Source organism: Alkalibacterium sp. m-11 (assembly GCF_054658155.1).
Window position 1 is genome coordinate 1 of sequence record NZ_BAAGIR010000149.1, and the last position, 4,338, is coordinate 4,338.

General features: G+C 42.9%; 4 protein-coding genes. All 4 read right to left on the bottom strand.

The genetic code is table 11. The features are described from left to right. Nucleotides 1–133: 133 nt before the first annotated feature. Entirely contained in the window at nt 134–1,084 is a 951-nt protein-coding gene (locus ACYQ2O_RS10730) for a hypothetical protein (RefSeq protein WP_459796597.1), read from the bottom strand. 96 nt (nt 1,085–1,180) lie between these two features. Then, entirely contained in the window at nt 1,181–1,963 is a 783-nt protein-coding gene (locus ACYQ2O_RS10735) for an acetyl-CoA carboxylase carboxyltransferase subunit alpha (protein ID WP_346024182.1), read from the bottom strand. After that, nucleotides 1,960–2,829: an acetyl-CoA carboxylase, carboxyltransferase subunit beta gene (gene accD, locus ACYQ2O_RS10740; protein WP_346024183.1), complete on the bottom strand. Its 870-nt coding sequence runs from the start codon at nt 2,827–2,829 to the stop codon at nt 1,960–1,962. Before accD ends, ACYQ2O_RS10735 begins: the two co-directional genes overlap by 4 nt. Next, nucleotides 2,816–4,201 (bottom strand): acetyl-CoA carboxylase biotin carboxylase subunit, encoded by a 1,386-nt coding sequence (gene accC, locus ACYQ2O_RS10745; protein ID WP_346024184.1) that lies wholly within the window; start codon nt 4,199–4,201, stop codon nt 2,816–2,818. The genes accD and accC overlap by 14 nt, the downstream gene beginning before the upstream one ends. Between the last annotated feature and the right edge of the window lie 137 nt (nt 4,202–4,338).

Consider the following 4,338-nt stretch of genomic DNA (forward strand, 5'->3'; position numbering starts at 1 on the left):
TTGATTCATAAGAAGACCTCTTTTCTGGATTTGTGGTTATCTCTAGATTAAGGGTCTTCTTTCTTTTTGTCTACTTTAATTTCTTGCCCTACTATTTTACTTTCCGACAACTATTTTACACATAGTGCTTAATTCACAGCAACTCCTGATACACTCTGCTGACCCAGCTGTTAATATAAGCCTGTTTCTCCTCAGACACTTGTTCAACTGCATCCTGCTCGGGCTGTATCCCCTCTGCTATTGTATAAATCCATGCTGTAATATCTTCTTTTTGAATGGCTTCATCGATAAACGGAAAGAGCATGAGAAGAACAGCATTCGCTTCCTGTTCGACCAGCACTTTTAATGAAGGATTACTGATGGAGATTTCTTCAATTTTAGAATACGTGTCCTGTACGACCGGATGATTTTCAAACGTGCTCATAGTTGCTGGTGTGACCTTTCTAGTCTCATTCAGCCAAGTATATGAAAAAGACTGATTTACTCTTCTGTCAATAAGTACAGACAGAAATCCGGACCGGGCAAACGGATGAACGTATGGGTTCTGAAAAACAGATGGTGCCGCATGAATCAAATTGTCCGTCTTCATCTCATCCGCTTCCTGAATCAGAGCAAACTGCTCATCAGGCGTCAATGAGGCTAAAGAAAACAGTTTTTTCTTGCGCTCGATTTCTGTCTGGTGACGTTCTTTTTCTGCTTCAAGTTTTTTCTGCTCTAAAGTGTCCTTAAGATTCTGCCAGCTGGCCAAGTTTTCCGAAGTAGCTAACCTGATTTCATCGTCCAGCAATTTTTGAGCTAACAAAAACTGGTAATTGTAGATAAGCAGCTCGATATAAACAAGCAGTCTCTTTTCGTTTGTCAGGTAAAAGGATTCTTTCTCTTCTGCGTAGTCAAGTGCTTCACTGATCTGCCCATTCTGAAATAATGTCGACACCAGCAGAATATTCAGGCTGTTTTCATCTTTGATCGCATATGCCTTTTTCATATGTGTAATTGCCCGCTTATAGTCTGCGTCCTGCAGCGCACTCAATGCATGATGCATATATGTCCCGTAGTTCTTAGGGAATTCTATCTTATCTCCCATATCACAACACTCCTCAGCTATATTGTACCACAAGCCTTCTGCTGCAAAACATGGAATAAATAAAAGCAACAGGATCATTCCATCCCATTGCTTCAACTAATATTGTCTGAATCGGTCATATCGCTTACGTATGAGCTCATTCTTTGAAACTCGAACGAGTTCAAAAAGCTTTTCATCAATTTCTTTTTTCATATTGGCGATAATCTGATTTTTTTCAAGTACTTCTTTTTTTTCAGTCTCAGGTATCACTTTTTCGATGATCCCAAGCTTCAGCAAATCAGACGAAGTCAGCTTCATCAGTTCAGCTGCATCGCTGGCTTTCTTGGCATCTTTCCATAGAATAGACGCGAATCCTTCAGGTGACAGGATGGAATAAATTGAGAACTCCATCATCCATACTTCATCAGATAATGCCAGAGCTAACGCACCCCCGCTTCCTCCTTCTCCTATGATTACTGAGAGAACAGGCACGGAAAGATCACTCATTTCCATCAAGTTCCGGGCAATCGCTTCACCCTGACCCCTTTCTTCGGCTTCAACTCCACAGTATGCCCCAGAGGTGTTGATAAAGTTGAGAACGGGTCTATTGAACTTCTCAGCTTGTTTCATTAGTCGAAGAGATTTACGGTACCCTTCCGGGTGTGCCGATCCAAAGTTAGTTCGGACATTTTCCTCGACTGTTGTCCCTTTCTGGTTCCCAATTACAGTCACTGCCCGGCCGTTCAGTTTCCCGATTCCACCAATGATAGCAGGATCGTCTTTAAACACTCTGTCACCATGCAGTTCGATGAAGTCATCGATCATCATACTTGTAATGTCTTTCATATTGATTCGATCGGTTTTTCTGGCAGAGGATACCACAGACATGACATCATTCATTCAGACTCCTCCTTTACTGTTCCTTCTGGATCGACATGCAGTTCCAGAAGCTGACTAATTACAGATTTTAATTTTTCCCGTTCGACGATCTGGTCTATAAAACCATTTTTTAATACTGTCTCAGCAAGCTGGAAGTCATCAGGCAGAGATTCTTTGATTGTCTGTTCAATCACCCGTTTACCCGCAAAACCTATTAGTGCTCCTGGTTCAGCCAGTATGATGTCTCCAAGCATAGCAAAGCTTGCTGTCACCCCACCTGTTGTAGGATCGGTGATCACTGTCAGATAAAAGAGCCCCTTTTCTGAATGCCTTTTAATTGCCGCGCTGGTTTTAGCCATCTGCATAAGCGAAAAGATTCCTTCCTGCATTCTGGCGCCACCGGATGCTGTAAAAAGTACAACAGGTAAATTTTTTTCAGTCGCTCTTTCAAATAACCGGGTTATTTTTTCTCCAACGGCCTGGCCCATGCTTCCCATAATGAAGTGTGAATCCATAATTCCAATGGCCGATTCAATTGAATTAAATCGTGCCTGCCCGGTCAGAACAGCCTCCCTTAATCCGGTATTTATTTGGACGTTCTGAATTTTTTCTTCATATCCTGGAAATTGAAGTGGATCTGACGCATGCACCTCGCCGTCCCATTCTGAGAAACTATTTGGATCAACAGTGAGTGCCAGTCTTTCCTGAGCACGGATACGTAAGGCGTAGTGACAGTTAGGACATATTCTTTCCTGTCCTAAACTCTTTACGTACACGGACTGTTTACATTGAGGACATTTTTCAAACATCCCATCCGGAACAGTCGGCCCGTTTTGAGAGGTGCTTTTCTGTATAGAAATATAGGGCCTTTTTTTAAATAGCCTCATTCTCCGCCTCCTTCTCGTTCAACCAGTCAGGAATGATCTGCTGGGACAAGGTTTCCGTCGTATACTCACCAGATTCAAATACTTCATGACTTAGAAGATCATGCTGAAAATCAAGGTTAGTCTGGATACCTTCTACAACCATTTCGTCGAGCGCCCGGATCATTTTGCGTACAGCATCTTCTCTAGTCTGACCATGAGTAATTATCTTTGCAATCATCGAATCATAGTGGGGCGGAATTATTCCTCCCGCAAACATCGCTGTATCCACACGCAGACCTAAGCCGCCCGATGGCATGTTCAGGTACGTGATTTCTCCTGGAGAAGGTGCAAAATTGAAAGCAGGGTTCTCAGCATTGATACGACATTCTATCGCGTGTCCTTTAAATTCAATATCTTCCTGAGTCACAGTCAGTGGCAGTCCGGCAGCAATCCGGATCTGTTCCTTGACGATATCGACATGAGTGATCATTTCAGTAATAGGATGCTCAACTTGTATGCGCGTATTCATTTCCATGAAGTAGTACTGCTCGTTCTGATCAACTAAAAACTCGATCGTGCCGGCATTTTTGTACCTTACTCCCTGAGCAGCTCTCACTGCACTCATACAGATATTCTCTCTAGCTTCATCTGTCAAAGAGGAGCTGGGTGCTTCCTCAACGATCTTCTGATGGTTTCTTTGAAGAGAACAGTCTCTTTCACCAAGATGGATAACATTTCCGTGATGGTCAGCCAGAATCTGCACTTCGATATGCTTGGCTGGCGTAATGATCTTTTCTACATACATACGGTTATCATTGAATGCTGCTTTCGATTCAGACTGCGCCTGAAGAAAGCTGGCTTCCAGCAGATCTGAGTCGAATACCATACGCATCCCTTTACCGCCCCCGCCGGCTACTGCTTTTATAATCACAGGAAGGCCGATAGACTGGACGTGTTCATGCAGCTCATCCAAGGTCGTAATAGATGAATTGCTTCCAGGAATGACGGGTACATTAGCCTTCTGCATCATTTCTCTCGCGTTGGACTTATTCCCCATCTGTTCGATCGTTTCCTTATCAGGTCCGATAAATGTAATATTCACTTCTTCACACATCGCAGCAAATAGACTATTTTCGGAAAGAAAACCAAAACCGGGATGAATAGCTTCCGCACCTGTCAGTACCGCTGCACTCAGAATATTATGTATATTCAGGTACGAATCTGACGCTTTAGGTGGACCAATACAAACCGCTTCGTCTGCCAGCTGCATATGAAGGGCATCTTCGTCGGCAGTAGAATAGATGGCTACCGTTTTGATGCCCAGTTCTTTGCAGGCCCGAATAATACGTACAGCTATTTCACCTCTGTTGGCTACTAATATTTTTTCAAACATGCCTAACCCTTCCTCGTATAATAAGTTTGTAGTTAAGAATTGTTCTTAACTTAGTTGATTGATTAACTGTTTGAAAGAATGGAGCTTTCTCCCCCATGGGGGAGAAAAATTTCAAAAAGTCGCTTTTGATGATCCAT

Bases quoted from the DNA above. Each gene is read 5' to 3' on its own strand.
- ACYQ2O_RS10730 (WP_459796597.1), bottom strand. From the start codon at position 1,084: ATGGGAGATAAGATAGAATTCCCTAAGAACTACGGGACATATATGCAT.
- accD (WP_346024183.1), bottom strand. From the start codon at position 2,829: ATGAGGCTATTTAAAAAAAGGCCCTATATTTCTATACAGAAAAGCACC.
- ACYQ2O_RS10735 (WP_346024182.1), bottom strand. From the start codon at position 1,963: ATGAATGATGTCATGTCTGTGGTATCCTCTGCCAGAAAAACCGATCGA.
- accC (WP_346024184.1), bottom strand. From the start codon at position 4,201: ATGTTTGAAAAAATATTAGTAGCCAACAGAGGTGAAATAGCTGTACGT.